Annotated in this window: 17 protein-coding genes; 12 read left to right on the forward strand and 5 right to left on the reverse strand. The window is 65.1% G+C overall.

The annotated features are described in order from the left end of the window. Positions 1-8: 8 nt before the first annotated feature. The 4 genes from ftsH to QZX93_RS19325 form a co-directional block, all read right to left on the reverse strand. On the reverse strand, positions 9-1,922 hold the full coding sequence (gene ftsH, locus QZX93_RS19310; RefSeq protein WP_295390786.1) for an ATP-dependent zinc metalloprotease FtsH: 1,914 nt from the start codon (positions 1,920-1,922) through the stop codon (positions 9-11). A 169-nt stretch (positions 1,923-2,091) separates the two neighbouring features. Further along, positions 2,092-2,715 carry an SAM-dependent methyltransferase gene (locus QZX93_RS19315; protein ID WP_295390784.1) on the reverse strand — a complete coding sequence of 208 codons (624 nt, stop codon included), beginning with the start codon at positions 2,713-2,715 and terminating at the stop codon, positions 2,092-2,094. Between the two features lie 185 nt (positions 2,716-2,900). Then, a complete protein-coding gene (locus QZX93_RS19320; protein ID WP_295390782.1) occupies positions 2,901-3,284 on the reverse strand; it encodes a high-potential iron-sulfur protein in 384 nt (127 codons plus the stop codon). 157 nt (positions 3,285-3,441) lie between these two features. After that, complete coding sequence (locus QZX93_RS19325) at positions 3,442-3,912, reverse strand: C40 family peptidase (RefSeq protein ID WP_295390780.1); 471 nt, start codon at positions 3,910-3,912, stop codon at positions 3,442-3,444. 310 nt (positions 3,913-4,222) lie between these two features. Here QZX93_RS19325 and trxB point away from each other — a divergent pair, with 310 nt between their 5' ends. The 5 genes from trxB (at position 4,223) to infA (ending at position 8,291) form a co-directional block, all read left to right on the forward strand. Beyond that, positions 4,223-5,176 (forward strand): thioredoxin-disulfide reductase, encoded by a 954-nt coding sequence (gene trxB, locus QZX93_RS19330; protein WP_295390778.1) that lies wholly within the window; start codon positions 4,223-4,225, stop codon positions 5,174-5,176. A 46-nt stretch (positions 5,177-5,222) separates the two neighbouring features. Continuing rightward, positions 5,223-6,410: a GNAT family N-acetyltransferase gene (locus QZX93_RS19335; RefSeq protein WP_295390776.1), complete on the forward strand. Its 1,188-nt coding sequence runs from the start codon at positions 5,223-5,225 to the stop codon at positions 6,408-6,410. Between the two features lie 4 nt (positions 6,411-6,414). After that, positions 6,415-7,209, forward strand: coding sequence for a leucyl/phenylalanyl-tRNA--protein transferase (gene aat, locus QZX93_RS19340; protein WP_295390774.1), 795 nt, complete (start codon positions 6,415-6,417; stop codon positions 7,207-7,209). Continuing rightward, positions 7,196-7,954 carry an arginyltransferase gene (locus tag QZX93_RS19345; RefSeq protein ID WP_295390772.1) on the forward strand — a complete coding sequence of 253 codons (759 nt, stop codon included), beginning with the start codon at positions 7,196-7,198 and terminating at the stop codon, positions 7,952-7,954. The genes aat and QZX93_RS19345 overlap by 14 nt, the downstream gene beginning before the upstream one ends. A gap of 118 nt (positions 7,955-8,072) precedes the next feature. Then, entirely contained in the window at positions 8,073-8,291 is a 219-nt protein-coding gene (infA, locus tag QZX93_RS19350) for a translation initiation factor IF-1 (RefSeq protein ID WP_100917997.1), read from the forward strand. Positions 8,292-8,439: 148 nt separating this feature from the next. Here the strand turns inward: infA and QZX93_RS19355 are convergent, their stop codons facing one another. After that, on the reverse strand, positions 8,440-9,300 hold the full coding sequence (locus QZX93_RS19355; protein WP_295390768.1) for a phosphatase PAP2 family protein: 861 nt from the start codon (positions 9,298-9,300) through the stop codon (positions 8,440-8,442). A 242-nt stretch (positions 9,301-9,542) separates the two neighbouring features. Between QZX93_RS19355 and QZX93_RS19360 the strand changes: the two genes are divergently transcribed. From QZX93_RS19360 to QZX93_RS19390, 7 genes are all read left to right on the forward strand, one after another. Then, complete coding sequence (locus QZX93_RS19360; protein ID WP_295390766.1) at positions 9,543-10,328, forward strand: alpha/beta fold hydrolase; 786 nt, start codon at positions 9,543-9,545, stop codon at positions 10,326-10,328. Positions 10,329-10,537: 209 nt separating this feature from the next. After that, on the forward strand, positions 10,538-11,758 hold the full coding sequence (locus QZX93_RS19365) for an argininosuccinate synthase (protein ID WP_295390764.1): 1,221 nt from the start codon (positions 10,538-10,540) through the stop codon (positions 11,756-11,758). Positions 11,759-11,847: 89 nt separating this feature from the next. Beyond that, the gene (locus tag QZX93_RS19370; RefSeq protein ID WP_295390762.1) at positions 11,848-12,861 is read left to right on the forward strand and encodes an ATP-binding protein; all 1,014 of its coding nucleotides are present in this window, start codon (positions 11,848-11,850) and stop codon (positions 12,859-12,861) included. After that, entirely contained in the window at positions 12,858-13,400 is a 543-nt protein-coding gene (locus QZX93_RS19375) for a hypothetical protein (protein ID WP_295390760.1), read from the forward strand. Before QZX93_RS19370 ends, QZX93_RS19375 begins: the two co-directional genes overlap by 4 nt. Positions 13,401-13,660: 260 nt before the next feature. Then, positions 13,661-13,840 carry a DUF433 domain-containing protein gene (locus tag QZX93_RS19380; RefSeq protein WP_295390758.1) on the forward strand — a complete coding sequence of 60 codons (180 nt, stop codon included), beginning with the start codon at positions 13,661-13,663 and terminating at the stop codon, positions 13,838-13,840. A 524-nt stretch (positions 13,841-14,364) separates the two neighbouring features. Continuing rightward, positions 14,365-14,655 (forward strand): co-chaperone GroES, encoded by a 291-nt coding sequence (gene groES, locus QZX93_RS19385; protein WP_295390756.1) that lies wholly within the window; start codon positions 14,365-14,367, stop codon positions 14,653-14,655. A 108-nt stretch (positions 14,656-14,763) separates the two neighbouring features. Further along, positions 14,764-15,361: TCP-1/cpn60 chaperonin family protein (locus QZX93_RS19390; RefSeq protein WP_295394856.1), on the forward strand; the 598-nt coding region annotated here is incomplete at its 3' end.

Raw genomic sequence — 15,361 nt, forward strand, 5'->3', positions numbered from 1 at the left:
CGGCCTGCTCAGTGCTCACCGGCTGGCCGGCCCAGGTGGCCATCGTCTTGAGGTACGCCATGACCGTCACCGGTCGGGTTCGCCCGCGGGCGGGTCGGCTCCTCGTCGTTCCAGTCCTTGGGCGGGCGGGGTGCGCGCCCGCTCATGATGTCGTCGATCTGGTCCGCGCTGATGGTCTCATACTTGATCAGGGCGGCGGCCATCGCGTGCAGCTTCTCGATATTCTCGGTGAGCAGTTGGTGCGCGCGCGCATAGTTGCGTTCGATGAAGCACCTGACCTCATTGTCGATCAGGTGGTTGGTCTCATCCGACACGCTCTTGTGCTGGGCCACCGAGTGGCCCAGGAAGACCTCCTGCTCCTCCTCGCTGTAGGTCAGCGGCCCCAGCCGATCCGACAGGCCCCACTTGGTGACCATGCTGCGGGCGATATCGGTTGCGCGCTGGATGTCGTTCTGCGCCCCGGTGGTGACGCTCTCGGCCCCGAACACCAGTTCCTCCGCCACGCGCCCACCGAACAGGCTGGAGATGCTGCTCTCCAGGCGCTGTTTGCTGTAGCTGAAACGGTCGTCCTCCGGCAGGAACAGGGTCACGCCCAGGGCCCGCCCGCGGGGGATGATGCTGACCTTGTGGACCGGGTCGTGTTCCGGGACCAGCCGGCCGACGATCGCGTGACCGGCCTCGTGATAGGCGGTGAGGCGCTTCTCTTCGTCCGACATCACCATGGAGCGGCGCTCGGCACCCATCATGATCTTGTCCTTGGCCTTCTCCATGTCCTCCATGTCCACCAGCTTCTTGCTCGCGCGGGCGGCGAACAGGGCCGCCTCATTGACCAGGTTGGCCAGGTCCGCGCCGGAAAAACCGGGGGTGCCGCGGGCCAGCACCGACGCCCGTACGTCCTCCGCCGCCGGGATCTTGCGCATGTGGACCTTCAGGATCTGCTCGCGCCCGCGCACGTCCGGCAGGGGCACGACCACCTGTCGGTCGAAACGCCCGGGGCGCAACAGGGCCGGGTCCAGCACGTCGGGACGGTTGGTGGCGGCGATGACGATGACACCCTCGTTGCCCTCGAAGCCGTCCATCTCCACCAGCAACTGGTTGAGCGTCTGCTCGCGCTCGTCGTGACCGCCGCCCAGGCCGGCGCCGCGGTGGCGGCCCACCGCGTCGATCTCATCGATGAAGATGATGCAGGGGGCATGCTTCTTGGCCTGCTCGAACATATCGCGCACGCGCGAGGCACCGACGCCGACGAACATCTCGACGAAATCCGAGCCCGAGATGGTAAAGAAGGGCACCTTGGCCTCGCCGGCGATAGCGCGGGCCAGCAGGGTCTTACCGGTACCGGGGGGGCCGACCATCAGCACGCCCTTGGGGATCTTGCCGCCGAGCTTCTGGAACTTGGCCGGGTCGCGCAGGAAATCGACCATCTCCGAGACCTCCTCCTTGGCCTCCTCGGCGCCCGCCACGTCCTGAAACGTGACCTTGACCTGATCCTCCGAGAGCATGCGCGCGCGGCTCTTGCCGAAGGACATGGCCCCCCGCCCACCGGCCCCGCCCTGCATTTGGCGCATGAACAGGACCCACAGGCCGACCAGGACCAGCAACGGGAACCAGTTGATCAGGATCGACATCAGGGCCGAGGGCCGGTCGGGCGGGGCGGCATTGATAATCACTTTGTTATTCAGTAAGTCGCCCACCAGGCCGTCGTCACCCGGGCTGTAGGTGGTGAACCGCTGCCCTGCCTCGGTGATGCCCTCAATGGTGCGCCCCTGGATGGTGACCTCTTTCACGTCCCCCTGCTTGACCTGTTCGATGAAGGCAGAGTACGTCAGGCTGCGCGGGGCGGATCGGGTGGTGGTGAAATTGTTGAAGACAGTCATCAGCACGACGGCGATGACCACCCAGAGAATCAGATTCTTCGCCATATCGCTCACGGCTGCTCGCCTCTAGTGGTGGGGTGACCTGGGGTCGGCTCCCGGCTCTATCCGGGCAAAGTAACACCCTTGGGGTGCCGAAAAAAGGCCAGGTCGCCCCCGCGATGGATGTTCCGGGGACCTGGCTTGGGGTGACGTGCCGTTGGGGGCGGGGCCGATTTCAACGGGGGCGGAACCCTTTGGCCACCAGGTACAGTTCCCGGCTCTCGGGCCGCGACGCCTTGGGCTTGCGGTTTGCCACCACCGCAAAGTCGGCCCGCAAGCCGCGCAGCATCTGATCGAACCCTACGCCTTGGAAGGTCTTGACCACCAGGCCCCCGCCCGGCTTCAGCGTCGCCTGGGCCAATTCCAGCGCCAGTTCGACCAGATAGGCGGTGCGCGGCTGATCGACCTCGGGGGTACCCGATATATTGGGCGACATATCGGAGAGCACCAGGTCGACCGGCGCCTCACCGAGACACTCGCGCAGCGCCGCCAGGACCTCGGGCTCACGGAAATCCCCGGTCAGGATCGCCACCCCCGGCAGCGGGTCCATCGCCAGGAGGTCCAGGGCGAAGACCTGGCCGCGCTTACCGACCAGCTGGGCGGCGACCTGCGACCAACTGCCGGGGGCGGCGCCCAGATCGACGACCCGCATCCCCGGGGCGAGCATCCGGTCGCGCTCCTGGATCTCCAGGAGCTTGTAGGCCGCACGCGAGCGATAGCCCGCTTGCTGGGCGAGCTTGACGAAGGGATCGCTCGCCTGGCGATCGAGCCAGCGGCGGCTGGATTTAGTGCGAGCCATGGGTCCGGACGATCGGTCGGGTCTCGGCGGTGTGCGCTGCGGTGGTCATGGTGTTTGCCCCATTCGAGGTGCGGCGGTGGTGGTGGCCCGGCCCTTGCGGGTGGTGCCAGGTCAAGAACGCAAAACGGGGCACCTAGGCCCCGTTTCTGTGTCCCTCAAGGGATGAGGGGTCGGGCGAGTGGCGGTTACGCGGGCTTGACGGTCCAGGAGACGCACCAGCCGTTGACGCTGACCAGTTTGCCGGGGAAGAGTGTACAGCCTTGCCAGTCGGGGGTGTCGGCGCCGGGCACCAGCAACTGACAGTTCGAGCACTTCTGCTCGGCCGCCGGTAGACCCTCGCGCGGCTTACCCGGGCCAACCGCATTGGCGCGGTCGGCCTTGGTGGCGTCCTCACTGTACTTGAGTGCCACGGCGGTCGGGTCATTGGCCGCGACGGCATCGGCGGGGACCGCGGCCTGGGCGTTCGCACTGCCGACACCGACCAAATTGATGACCGGAATGGCGAGCGCGGCGCCCAGCATCCGCTTGACGGCGTCGCGACGGTTCTCGTTCACGGGCTTGTCAGACATCTGTAGCGAACTCCTCTTGACGTCGGATCGGCTGATATGTGGGTGACTCGCCCAGGTACAACGCCTGGGACCGCCCGGCATTCTGCAACACGGGGGCGGAAAAGGCGAGCCGGATCGGGTTGTTCGACCAGTCGAGCGACCGGCCGATCGACCCTTGTCAGTCCAGATAGCTCCCCGCGCCCACGTAGCGAGCGGTCCAGTAGGGCGCGTAAAGCCGTGTCAGTCCCACCTTGTGTTGCGATGTCGATGCGTGTACGAAGCGGTTCTTATCCACCATCAGCCCCACATGATGGACGCCGGGGCCGGTGTGAAAGAACACCAGGTCGCCGGGGCGCAGGGCCTCCAGGGGCACCGGTCTGGCGCGACGCAGTTGGTCGACCGACATCCGCGGGATGGGGACCCCGGCCTGCTGATAGGCGTAGTGGGTCAAGGCGCTGCAATCGAGCGCCCGGCCGGGCGCGTTAGCCCCGTAGCGATAGGGTGTACCGACCTGGGACAGTGCGGCGGACACCACCTCCGAGCGCTTGCCGCTCACCTGTTGTGAGCTGTTGAGTCCAGCGCAGCCGCTGAGTAGCAGCACCGCGGCGACCAGGCCGGCGGACGACAAAAACCGAGTAACACTCTTCATAATCGACTCCCGCTTAACGTCGCAATCGCTTGTTTCGGAGTCTTTTATACCTCCGGCACTTACTTGTCAACCGGGCGTGCGAAGCGCCCCAGCATCCCGGGCGACGTGGTCGTCATCTGTGGCTTGACAACCAATAAGGTTTTGCCAAGTGGGGTGCCCGTAAGATCGCCCGCGGCCGCCCGCTGCTTTACGCGACCGTGCCTAACCCTTAACCTTGCGCCTTTGGCAAGGGCGCGGGCCCAATTGCCCCAACCGATGGCGCCCGGGGACGCACGACCGGCATCACCGCCACCCTCCCGGGAGGAGATCCATGAGCAACACCAAGCATTGCCGACTGCTGATCCTGGGATCGGGTCCGGCGGGTTATACCGCCGCGGTCTATGGCGCCCGGGCGAATCTGCACCCGGTGCTGATCACCGGTCTGGAGCAGGGCGGTCAGCTCATGACGACCACCGACGTGGACAACTGGCCCGGCGACCCGGACGGCGCCCAGGGGCCGGCCCTGATGGATCGAATGCGCCGCCATGCGGAGCGCTTCGAGACCGAGATCATCTTCGACCACATCAATCAGGCCGATCTCAGCGGGCCGCCCTTCACCCTCACCGGCGACTCGGCGGTCTATACCTGCGATGCACTGATCATCACCACCGGGGCCAGCGCCCGCTATCTGGGGTTGCCCTCGGAGCAGGAGTTCCGCGGCCGCGGCGTGTCCGCCTGCGCGACCTGCGACGGCTTCTTCTTCCGCGGCCAGAAGGTGGCGGTCATCGGCGGCGGCAACACGGCGGTGGAGGAGGCCCTGTATCTGTCCAACATCGCCTCCGAGGTGACCCTGGTCCACCGCCGCGACAGCCTGCGGGCGGAGAAGATCCTGCAGCGCCACCTGCTGGACAAGGCGGAACACGGCAATGTGCGCCTGGCTTGGAACAGCACCTTGGATGAGATCCTGGGTGACGCCACCGGGGTGACCGGCATCCGCATCAAGAGCACCGAGGACGCGTCCACCCGGGATATCGAGGTCCAGGGCGTCTTCATCGCCATTGGTCACCAGCCCAACACCGAGATCTTCGCGGGCCAACTCCAGATGGCCGGCGGTTATCTCAAGGTCCACAGCGGCACCGACGGCAACGCCACCGCGACCTCGGTGCCTGGAGTCTTTGCCGCGGGCGACGTGATGGACCATGTCTACCGCCAGGCCATCACCTCCGCGGGCAGTGGGTGCATGGCCGCCCTGGATGCGGAGAAATATCTGGACTCGCTGGGGTGATGCGGGTGGGTCGCCGGGCGCGGCGACGAGCCCCCCGTGACGGCGGGTGCGCCTGATCGTGTATACCCTCAGCACCCACGCTGCGATCGACGCGATCCCGGCTGTCGACTGGGATCGTCTGGTCGATCCCGAGACGCCCTTTCTGCGTCACGCTTTTCTCGCCGCCATGGAGCACCACGGCTGCCTGGGTGAGGCCTTGGGCTGGGTTCCGCATCACCTGGCGCTGCGCGATGCCGCCGGCACCCTGGTCGCTGCGGCCCCGTGCTACCTCAAGTTCAACTCCTACGGTGAATTTGTTTTCGACTGGGCCTGGGCGGATGCCTACCACCGTCATGGACTGGCCTACTACCCCAAGCTGGTCGTGGCCTCACCCTATACGCCGGCCACCGGGCCGCGACTGCTGACGGCGGATACCCCAAGGCGCGCCGAGTATGCCCGCGCCCTGGCGGATGGCGCGGTGCGGGTGGCCGAGCAGTTGGGTCTGTCCTCGCTGCATTGGCTCTTTACCGCGCCCGCGGAGGCCGAACTGCTGGCGGGGCGGGGGCTGCTGCGGCGCCTCGGCTGCCAATTCCACTGGACCAATCCGGGCTACCGCTCATTCGACGACTTCCTGGCGACCTTCACCGCGGAGAAGCGCAAGAAGGTGAGACGCGAGCGGCGCCGGGTGCAGGAGGCCGGGATCGGTATCCGGCGGGTGCCGGGCGATGAGGTGAGCGAGGCGCAGTGGGCGACCTTCCACCGACTCTACCGGGATACCTTCGACAAACGCGGGGGCATCCCCACCCTGACCCTGCCCTTTTTTCAGGAGCTCGGCCAGACCATGGGGCACAATCTGCTGTTGGTGTTCGCCGAGCAGGGGCACTCGATCGTCGCGGCGGCCTTCAATCTGGTCGGCGAGCGCTCGTTGTTCGGGCGCCACTGGGGCTGCTTCGCCGATTTCCACAGTCTGCATTTCGAGGCTTGCTACTATCAGGGGCTGGAGTACTGTATTGACGCCGGGCTCACCCGTTTCGAGCCGGGCGCCCAGGGTGAGCACAAGGTCAGCCGGGGCTTTCTGCCGACCCCGACCTGGTCCGCCCATTGGATCGCGGACCCGCGCTTTCGGGAGGCCATCGCCCGCTTCCTGACTGAGGAAACCCAGGGCATGAACGCGTACCATGAGTCGATGCATGGACACAGCCCTTATCGCGAGCCGCCGGCGGTTGCCAATCTGGCGCTGTCCGGGCTTGATTGAACTCATGATCCCGCTGCTCGCGCCCGACGATCCGCGCCCTTTTCCGGATGTGCGCCGGGCCTTGCGGCATCCCAACGGCCTGCTGGCGGTCGGCGCCGACTTAAGCCCGCGCCGACTCATCAGTGCCTATCGACACGGCATCTTCCCGTGGTTCAGTGCAGGTGACCCGATCCTTTGGTGGTCGCCGGACCCACGCACTGTGCTGTTGCCGGGGCGCATCCGTATTTCCCGCAGTCTGGCCAAGCGGCTGCGGCGCCAGCGGTTTGGGGTGACCATGGATCGGGCCTTTGCGGCCGTGATCCGTGCCTGTGCGGCGCCCCGCGGCTGTCCGGGCGACGCCGCCGACGGTTTGGCGGCGGACGGCGCGAATGGCACCTGGATCCTGCCGGAGATGATTGCCGCCTATGAGCGCCTGCACCGGGCCGGGATCGGTCACTCGGTGGAGGTGTGGGAGGGCGAACGGCTGGTCGGCGGCCTGTACGGTGTGGCCATCGGCCAGGCATTTTTCGGCGAATCCATGTTCAGCCGCGCCACCGATGCCTCCAAGGTCGCCCTGGTCCATCTTTGCCAGGCGCTCAATGGGCGGGGCTTCGGGCTGATCGATTGCCAGATGCGCACGGAGCATCTGCTGAGTCTGGGCGCACAGGAGGTGCCCCGGGCCGAATTCGTGGCCTTGCTCGATCGCTACTGCACCGCCCCGGGGAGCGGCGGGACCTGGGACGACGGGGCGCTGCACTTTCCCATGGATCGCCCGCCCGCTGCCGACGCTGCCATCGGGAGCCGCCATGAACCCGGGTGACGAGGGCAATCGCGAACGGCAGCTCGCGCTCTATCTGACCGCCGAGCACAGTTGTTCCTATCTGGACGGGTGCCGCGCCCGGACCCTCTTCGTCGACCCGCTGGCGCGCATCGACTCAGTGACCTATCAGGCCCTGGTGGAGCAGGGGTTTCGCCGCAGCGGTGCCCATGTCTACCGCCCGGCCTGCCGGGGGTGTGCCCGCTGCGTGCCGGTACGGATCCCGGTGGGCGCCTTCCAACCCAATCGTTCCCAACGACGTAACTGGACGCGCAACGCCCCGGAACTGCGGGTGATCGAGACCGCGGCGGCCTTCGATCCGGGTCATTTCGCCCTCTACCAGCGCTATCTCGAGCGCCGGCACCCGGCGGGGAGCATGGCAGAGGACGCCAGCGCGGAGAGCTATCGACGGTTCTTGGTTGAGCCATGGGGCGGCGAGACGCGCTTTCTGGAGCTGCGCCTGGCGGATCGCCTGGTGGGGGTCGCGGTCACCGACTGGCTCCCCCAGGGTCTGTCGGCCGTCTACACCTTTTTCGACCCCGACCTGGACGCGCGCGGACTGGGGACCTTCGCGGTACTCGCCCAGATTGTGACCGCGCGGCGACTGGGGCGGCCCTATGTCTATCTCGGATATTGGATCGAGGAGTCCCGGAAAATGGCTTATAAGTCTACATTCAAGCCCTTAGAGGCATGGGACGGGCGCCGCTGGGGGCGTCTGGAGCGCACCGGCAAGCATGGCGGCGAGTGATCCTCGCCGCGTCCCCGGGTCGACGTTTCCGGCCACTCACACCCGGTTCGTGGGAATGCCTTGTGTTATACTCCTAGCCCTTTACCAGCCCGGGGCTGTATTCCAGTACACATGAACCATGTCTAAAGACGACGTTATCCAGATGGAAGGGACGGTCACGGAGACCCTACCCAATACAGTGTTTCGAGTACAGTTGGAGAACGGTCACATCGTGACCGCCCACATCTCCGGCAAGATGCGCAAGCACTACATCCGAATTCTGACCGGCGACAAGGTCACGGTCGAACTCACGCCTTACGATCTCACCAAGGGCCGCATCGTCTATCGGGCGCGCTGACCTGCGGCCGTCGCCCAAGGATTGCCCCTGATGGCCCGATCGGTCCGCCGACCCGGCAAGGCCGGTCGGTGGTGTTCGCGTGCGTCGGCGCCGTGTGGGGCAGTGACGATGGGCGCCCTCTCAAGGACGCAATCACCGGCGCCGAACCCTAGCCCCTTGCCCCAGTCGGCCGGCGGCAGCGAACCAGCGGCCAGACGACATAGCTGGCCAGGGTATAGGCGAGTGTGCCCCAACCCAGGGCCAGCAGCAGGGGCTGCGCCAGCGGATCGTCGGCCGCCTGGGCGATCAGGACGATGGCGCAGCCGGCGCACAGGGTGATCAGGGTCAGATGGGTTGCCGCGTGGGTTGCACCCGCGCTGAGGCGCGCGGCCAGTCGGGCGCCGATCCAGGCCGACAGCACCCCGCCGCCGAGCCCAAAGGCCACGTCCACCGGCCAGTGAACCCCCACCGCGATCCGGCTGAACCCCACCAACAGCGCGACCAGTACCCAGAGCGTCCGGGCCTCCCAGTGGCGGGCGTAATAGACGAGCACGCCGCAGAAGAGCCCGGCGGTCACGCTATGGCCGGAGGGGAAGCTCAGCTTGCGCAGTGCGGGGCCGAGCAGGTTGAAACTATCGGGCGGCAGCACGGCGGGCGGGCGCGCCGCGTCGAACAGTGGCTTGAGTCCCCGGCTGTAGGCGACCGCGACGAGCCCACCCAAGACCAGCGCCCAGAAGACCAGCGGGTAACGTCGTGCCAATAACAGGCCGAGCACGAAGGGGGCTAGATCGCCACCGAGGGCGGTGAGCCAGGCCCAGACCCATGGCGGATAAGCGCCGGCGGCGGCGTTCAGCGCGATGAAGCCCCCGTGATAGCCGCCGACGAGCCAGAGGCTGAGGCCGATGGTGAGGCAGGCTGCGGCCCAAGCGGCCAGCCAGACCCCGCCGTGGGATGGGGTAAGCTGGGTGCGCAGCGCCCCGGCGGTGAGCGTGCGGTCGAGGTCGGTGCGCAGCCGGGCAAGCAAATTCATAAGGCGTTTTTCCATCGTGGCCGACCGGGATGTAGGGACGGTTGGGTCGGCGGCTCGGGGTGTGTAAGGCTGTTTCAACCGCGTGAACGCTAAACGGGCCAACGCTAAAGGTCAACCGCGGTGGCGTCCGTCAGTCCGCTGCGGGGGAGGGAGGCCTGGAACCCTGGCGCTACGCGCGCTTGCAACCGGGCCAGGAACCTGATCAAGTCGGTTTTCTTGGTGAAACGTCTTGGGGGGATGCGATGCCGCTGCGGTTGCACCATCGGCACTATGGCGAGCCCGGTTCGCGGGCGCTGCCGCTCCTGCTCATCCATGGCCTGTTCGGCTCGGCGGCCAATTGGCACGGGATTGCCCGGCGCTTGGCCCATGACCGCCGGGTCCTGGTGCCGGACCTGCGTAATCACGGGCGCTCGCCCTGGGATGCGCGGATGGACTACCAGGCGATGGCCGCGGATCTCGCGGCATTTGTGGACGGCGAGGGCATCGCCCGGGCCCACCTGGTGGGTCACAGCATGGGCGGCAAGGCGGCCATGTGGTTGGCACTGTCGGCGCCCGAGCGGGTGGGCTCCCTGGTGGTGGCCGATATCGCCCCGGTGACCTATGCCAGCCGCCATGGCGCCCTGGTCAGCGCCCTGGCCGCGCTGCCGCTGGCGCAACTCACCGACCGCCGGGACGCGGACGCGCGCCTGGCGCAGACGATCCAGTCTGCGGCGGTGCGCGGCTATCTGCTCCAGAACCTGGTGCATGAGCGGGCCGGCGGCTGGGGTTGGCGGGTCAATCTGGCGGTGCTCGCCCGCTCCCTCGACCAGATACTGGGCTTCCCGGCGGCCGGCGGCCTGCAATTCCCCGGCCCCGTCCTCTTCCTCTACGGCAGCCGCTCCGACTATGTGTCCGGCGCTGGCCTGCCGCGCATCCGCGCGCTCTTCCCCCTGGCCCGCCTGCGCACCATCGCCAACGCCGGGCACTGGGTCTATGCGGACCAGCCAGACGACTTCATCGCGGCGGTGTCGGGGTTTCTCAGGGATTGAGCCGCTGGCTCCCGCCCCCCTGGCGGGGGGGCTCACTGCAACCAGGCCCTGGCCTGTTGCGCCGACACCGGGCGTGATAAGAGATAGCCCTGACCATAGGGGCAACCCATGGCGTGACAGGGGGGCCCTAAGGTTTGGTGTGCCGACCGAGCGACACGCCCCGCCGCGCTCTATACTGGCCGTTTTTCCGCAAATTCGAGAGCAAGACGATGGCAAAGGGCAAGATCGACAAGGTGGTGCTGGCCTACTCGGGGGGCCTGGATACCTCCGTTATCCTGCGGTGGCTGCAAGAGAATTACGGCTGCGAGGTGGTGACCTTCACGGCCGATATCGGCCAGGGGGAGGAGGTGGAGCCGGCCCGTGCCAAGGCACAAGCGGCCGGGGTCACGGAGATCCACATCGACGACCTGCGTGAGGAGTTCGTCCGGGACTTCGTGTTCCCCATGCTGCGCGCCAACGCGCTCTACGAGGGCGAGTACAAGCTCGGCACCTCGATCGCCCGCCCGCTGATCGCCAAGCGCCTGGTGGAGATCGCTATCGCCACCGGGGCGGACGCCATCTCCCACGGGGCGACCGGCAAGGGCAACGACCAGGTGCGCTTCGAGCTGACCGCCTACGCGCTCAAGCCCGACATCCAGATCATCGCCCCCTGGCGGGAGTGGGACCTGCTGTCGCGCGAGAAGCTGCTGGCCTATGCCGAGGAACACAAGATTCCGGTCGAGATGAAGCGCGACGGCACCAAGTCGCCCTATTCGATGGACGCCAACCTGCTGCACATCTCCTACGAGGGCTATGACCTGGAGGACCCCTGGGTCGAGCCCGGCCCGGACATGTGGCGCTGGACCGTCGCCCCTGAGCAGGCCCCGGACCGCCCGACCGAGATTACGCTCACCTTCGCCGGCGGCGACTGCGTGGCCGTCAACGGCGCGGCCATGAGCCCGGCGGACCTGCTGGCGGAACTCAACCGCATCGGCGGGGCGAACGGCATCGGCCGCGACGACATCGTTGAGAACCGCTTCGTCGGCATGAAGTCGCGCGGCTGCTACGAGACCCCCGGCGGCACCATCCTGCTCAAGGCGCACCGCGCCATGGAGTCACTGACGCTTGACCGGGAGGCGGCGCACCTGAAGGACGAGCTGATGCCCCGCTACGCCAGCCTGGTCTATAACGGCTTCTGGTACAGCCCGGAGCGCCTGATGCTCCAGGCCGCCATCGACCAGACCCAGAGCGTGGTCAACGGCGAGGTCCGGCTCAAGCTCTACAAGGGCAATGTGCTGGTGGTCGGGCGCCGCTCGCCCACCGACAGCCTGTTCGACGCCTCCATCGCCACCTTCGAGGAGGATGCCGGGGCCTACAACCAGGGCGATGCCACCGGGTTTATCCGGCTCAATGCCTTGCGGCTGCGGGTGGCGGGGCGCAAGCGGGGCTGAGGCTTAGGGCCAGGATCGGCGGCACCTTGGTTGCCGCCGATCCTGGGTCGAAATGACCATTTTGACCTATTGCATTGGCAGGTTGAGGGATGCTGAATCGAATTAAACTGACGAACTTTGGCCCGCTGAGTACCCTAAAATGGCTGGACCTTGGATCAATCAATCTCGTCATCGGGGACAACGGCTGCGGCAAGACCTTTCTGCTGAAAGCGATTTACAGCGCGCTGCGCACCATCGAGAGCTATGGCCGTGGCGATGAGCAGCGTTCAGCCGCAGCGATCTTGGCCGAGAAACTCTATTGGACTTTTCAGGCAGAAAAGATCGGCGACTTGGTAACCAAGGGAGCGGATGAGCCCTTGTCTTGTCGCGTTATGCTTGATGAACATGAATTCCGCTACAGCTTCGGTAAAGATACCAGCAAGCAGATTACCACGCTGGAGAACCATCTGCCGGCGCGGGGCAGCAACTCGATCTTCCTGCCCGCTAAGGAAATCCTGTCACTCCAGCAGATCATTCTCAAGTCTCGCGAGCAGGATAGTGTCTTTGGTTTTGACGACACCTATTTGGATTTGGCTCGGGCGCTTCAGCATCCGCGAACCGCCGGGAAGAACTACGCTGAGTTCGCTTCGTCCCGTAAGAGTCTGGAGGATATCATCGGGGGCGTAGTCGAATATGACGACACAGCGGGCCGCTGGCAGTTCCGCACCGGCCGCCACCGCTTTCCGATCGGGGTCACTGCCGAGGGCATCAAAAAAATAGCGATTCTCGATACGCTGCTCGGCAACCGCTATCTCGATACACGATCAATCGTGCTCATCGACGAACCGGAGTCGGCCTTGCATCCCATAGCGATCTCGAAATTGCTGGATATCGTGGCGGTGCTCGCTGGCCGCGGAGTCCAGTTCTTTCTCGCCAGCCACTCGTACTTCGTCATCAAAAAGCTGTTCTTGATTTCGCAGCAACAAGGCTTATCGATTCCAGTGATCTCCGCGACCGAGGACGGTTGGATATCGGACGACCTCAAACGCGGCATGCCGGATAATCCGATCGTTGCCGAGTCGATTCATCTCTACAAGGAAGAGATCAAGGTTGCACTGCAATGACCGATGTGCGCGTTGTTGAGTCCGGAATGGTTTTCGGGCCGTTTCCTTCCGAGGACTGTTGGGAAATCGAGCACAGCGCTTGCTACCTTGAAATAAGCCAGGGAGTCCAAATCGCCGAATTTGTCCGGATCGAACATCGCCGGAAGCGCCCGCCACTCATCTGGACGGTGGAGGCCAAGACCGGAAGCCCCAATCCGGCGGTGAAGCAAGACGATTTTGACAAATTCATTGGAAAGATATGCGCCAAGCTAACTAATACAATGATGTTGGCAGTAGCGACGTGTCTAGGTCGTCATCCTGACTACAAGTACGAGCTTCCTACGTCGTTCAAGGTGCTCGATTTGGCTAAAGCAGACTTTCGGCTGGTGCTGGTGATTAAGGGAGACCCGAACCCCTTTCCTGATGCATGGTTGCCGCCCATCAAAGATGCGCTGGCCCTAAGTCTCCAGCCCCTGGTAAACACTTGGCGACTCTCGCCAACAGCCGTGATGGTCTTTAACCAAGCCTTGGCAAAGCAATATGGGTTGATCATGGATTAGGCTGGCGATTCGTTCGCCGAATAAGCCCGAGCGCGGCGATAATGGTCGTTTGGGACGTGCTTTTTTCGGCCTTGGTCATAACCCCGGCCACCGCACCAACCGCGAGGTCGTCGGTCCGCACAGCGGACCCTACGGACCCTACGGGCGCGACGCAAGCCGTAGGGTCCGCTGTGTGGACCGATCGCCGCTGGCCGGAACTATGATCAAGGCCCTTTTTTCCGTGGCCCGGCGGATCGATTTTTCCAATAGCAGCGGACAAGATGAAATACCACGACCGAATCGCAATTCAGCCTGGTAAGCGTGGTGGTCGCCCAGTCATTAGCATGACCGCCGATGAGATCATTGAGGACTTTCCGGAGCTGGAAATAGCCGATGCAAGGGCGTGTCTCGCCTATGCTGCCGACCGTGAGCGTCACGCGGTTGTGCTCAACGCATCGTGAAACATCGAGGCAAGCCTCGAGGATGACAATGCGCACTGCCTAGAGATTGAAAGCTGAGGCTTGGCTGGACTGCTCGACGCGCCCGGCCGTGACAGCAGTTATCCGCGGCATCCAGGCCGATGGCTGCCCCGTTCGCGGTGTCTTGGGGGCAGACGGCCGTAGCTCTGAGCCGCCATTATATTCTTGTGTTTTTCCGGCGCTGTTCGCGCAAGACATCCAGGGGCCACGGTCGGCCCGTAGACTCGCCACACTGGGGTGCGGCGCTCCCAGGGTCGCGCTCAGGTGCCTGGAAAAGCAATAAAGACTTTATAAATCAATATTTCGTGACGTTTGCTCCGAGCCCGGATGCTGCCAATGTGGCCTTGCCGCCGCTCCCAATTTTGCCGACCGCGTGTCGTCCCGGCTTGACACTCGAGCGTTTGTGCCTAATATTGGCACTCGCTAGCGGTGAGTGCTAACAGCCCGGGTGCCTTCCCGCGCCGGTGTACCCTCACCACACCCCCATCTTCTGAGGAAATATCCAGATGAATATTCGTCCCTTGCATGATCGCGTCGTTGTCCGTCGCATGGAAGAGGAGCGTACCACCGCCGGTGGCATCGTCATCCCCGACTCTGCCACCGAGAAGCCGATCCAAGGCGAGGTGATCGCGGCCGGCCGCGGCAAGATCCTGGAGAACGGCGAGGTCCGTCCGCTGGACGTCAAGGTCGGCGACCGCATCCTGTTCGGCAAGTATTCCGGCACCGAAGTCAAGCTCGACGGCAAAGACTTCCTGGTGATGCGCGAAGACGACATCATGGGCGTCGTCGAGGCCTAAGCGCCGCCTGACCGTCACCCGACGGTCCCCCAGTTTGCCCCCCAGTGGCCCCTCAGGGCGTGACGCCCCGCGGCGCCCCTGACCACAGATTCAATTGAGAAGATTCCCATGAGTGCAAAAGACGTTAAGTTCGGTGGCGATGCCCGTGCCCGTATGATGGAAGGCGTGAACATCCTGGCCAACGCGGTCAAGGTGACGCTGGGCCCGAAGGGCCGCAACGTGGTCCTGGAGAAGTCCTATGGCGCCCCGACCGTGACCAAGGACGGCGTGTCCGTGGCCAAGGAAATCGAGCTGAAGGACAAGTTCGAGAACATGGGCGCCCAGATGGTGAAGGAAGTCGCCTCCCAGACCTCCGACGTGGCCGGTGACGGCACCACCACCGCGACCGTCCTGGCCCAGGCCATGGTCCGCGAGGGCCTTAAGGCCGTCGCGGCCGGCATGAACCCGATGGATCTGAAGCGCGGCATCGACCAGGCCGTGATCGCCGCCACCGCCGAGCTGAAGACCCTGTCGCGTCCCTGCACCGAGAACAAGGAGATCGCCCAGGTCGGCACCATCTCCGCCAACGGCGACACCGATATCGGCAACAAGATCGCCCAGGCGATGGAAAAGGTCGGCAAGGAAGGCGTCATCACCGTCGAGGAAGGCACCTCCCTGCACAACGAGCTGGACGTGGTGGAGGGCATGCAGTTCGACCGCGGCTACC

Origin of the sequence: uncultured Thiodictyon sp. (assembly GCF_903946935.1) — a bacterium.
In the GTDB taxonomy this organism is placed as follows: domain Bacteria; phylum Pseudomonadota; class Gammaproteobacteria; order Chromatiales; family Chromatiaceae; genus Thiodictyon.

Excerpts from the sequence above, each read along its gene's own strand:
- ftsH (WP_295390786.1), bottom strand. The coding sequence starts at position 1,922 with ATGGCGAAGAATCTGATTCTCTGGGTGGTCATCGCCGTCGTGCTGATG.
- QZX93_RS19315 (WP_295390784.1), bottom strand. The coding sequence starts at position 2,715 with ATGGCTCGCACTAAATCCAGCCGCCGCTGGCTCGATCGCCAGGCGAGC.
- QZX93_RS19320 (WP_295390782.1), bottom strand. The coding sequence starts at position 3,284 with ATGTCTGACAAGCCCGTGAACGAGAACCGTCGCGACGCCGTCAAGCGG.
- QZX93_RS19325 (WP_295390780.1), bottom strand. The coding sequence starts at position 3,912 with ATGAAGAGTGTTACTCGGTTTTTGTCGTCCGCCGGCCTGGTCGCCGCG.
- trxB (WP_295390778.1), top strand. The coding sequence starts at position 4,223 with ATGAGCAACACCAAGCATTGCCGACTGCTGATCCTGGGATCGGGTCCG.
- aat (WP_295390774.1), top strand. The coding sequence starts at position 6,415 with ATGATCCCGCTGCTCGCGCCCGACGATCCGCGCCCTTTTCCGGATGTG.
- QZX93_RS19345 (WP_295390772.1), top strand. The coding sequence starts at position 7,196 with ATGAACCCGGGTGACGAGGGCAATCGCGAACGGCAGCTCGCGCTCTAT.
- infA (WP_100917997.1), top strand. The coding sequence starts at position 8,073 with ATGTCTAAAGACGACGTTATCCAGATGGAAGGGACGGTCACGGAGACC.
- QZX93_RS19355 (WP_295390768.1), bottom strand. The coding sequence starts at position 9,300 with ATGAATTTGCTTGCCCGGCTGCGCACCGACCTCGACCGCACGCTCACC.
- QZX93_RS19360 (WP_295390766.1), top strand. The coding sequence starts at position 9,543 with ATGCCGCTGCGGTTGCACCATCGGCACTATGGCGAGCCCGGTTCGCGG.
- QZX93_RS19365 (WP_295390764.1), top strand. The coding sequence starts at position 10,538 with ATGGCAAAGGGCAAGATCGACAAGGTGGTGCTGGCCTACTCGGGGGGC.
- QZX93_RS19370 (WP_295390762.1), top strand. The coding sequence starts at position 11,848 with ATGCTGAATCGAATTAAACTGACGAACTTTGGCCCGCTGAGTACCCTA.
- QZX93_RS19375 (WP_295390760.1), top strand. The coding sequence starts at position 12,858 with ATGACCGATGTGCGCGTTGTTGAGTCCGGAATGGTTTTCGGGCCGTTT.
- QZX93_RS19380 (WP_295390758.1), top strand. The coding sequence starts at position 13,661 with ATGAAATACCACGACCGAATCGCAATTCAGCCTGGTAAGCGTGGTGGT.
- groES (WP_295390756.1), top strand. The coding sequence starts at position 14,365 with ATGAATATTCGTCCCTTGCATGATCGCGTCGTTGTCCGTCGCATGGAA.